Origin of the sequence: Neobacillus bataviensis LMG 21833, assembly GCF_000307875.1 — a bacterium.
GTDB lineage: Bacteria > Bacillota > Bacilli > Bacillales > Cytobacillaceae > Neobacillus > Neobacillus bataviensis.
The window spans coordinates 1-703 of sequence record NZ_AJLS01000101.1 but is presented as its reverse complement, the minus strand read 5'-3'; the positions used below and the strand labels follow the sequence as shown (position 1 = coordinate 703).

Sequence of the window (703 nt, the reverse complement as noted above, 5' to 3'; positions counted from 1 at the left end):
AATTTTTTCAAGATCATCAGCAATTGGATGTCCATTACTTGTTCGATCTGATAATGATAAATCGCACAAATTAATATCCTATTTCTTGCCAGTCTCACTGATTACTTCTAATACTTGTTCATCAGTTTCTTTTGTCGCTGGTGCTTTAGCTTGACTGAACAAATCTAATTCTTCGGTCAATGCTGATAAATCAGCAGTTGAATTGATTAAACCAGCCGCAAATACGGTATGGTTATTTGTCTTCAATGTCCGTAAAACTTGAAGACCTCGATTTGCTCGTGATGTGGCTGGAATATCCTCTGTTTTAACTCGTTTAATAAATGCCCGTTGAGTCAACAGATACCAACTATTTGAGTTGACAAAGAAAGCTGCTTTTATCTTATCATCATTTTTAAGATTCATTGCCTTCACACCTGCTGCTCTAGCACCCAAGACTGGGACATCATCCAGATTAAAGCGAAGGGCATAGCCATTTTCAGAAATAATCATGAGGTCAGTAAATTGAACAGGACTAATGAGTACAATTTCATCATCATTTCCTTTAAGTTTAGCATAAGGAGTTGATTTCGAGCGGTAAGTTCGCCATGGTGAAAAACTTTCACGTTCAATTTGTTTAATTTGTCCATTTCGTGTAACCACGACTAGATTTTCACCTGCAAATGCATCACCAATTTGAACATAAATTACTTTTTCATCAGATGAA

1 protein-coding gene is annotated in these 703 nt (G+C 36.3%); it reads right to left on the bottom strand.

The window, feature by feature from the left end; all coding sequences use genetic code 11:
- Window positions 1-78: 78 nt before the first annotated feature.
- A partial coding sequence (locus BABA_RS13770; RefSeq protein WP_007085806.1) for a DNA gyrase C-terminal beta-propeller domain-containing protein occupies window positions 79-703 on the bottom strand: 625 nt, incomplete at its 5' end.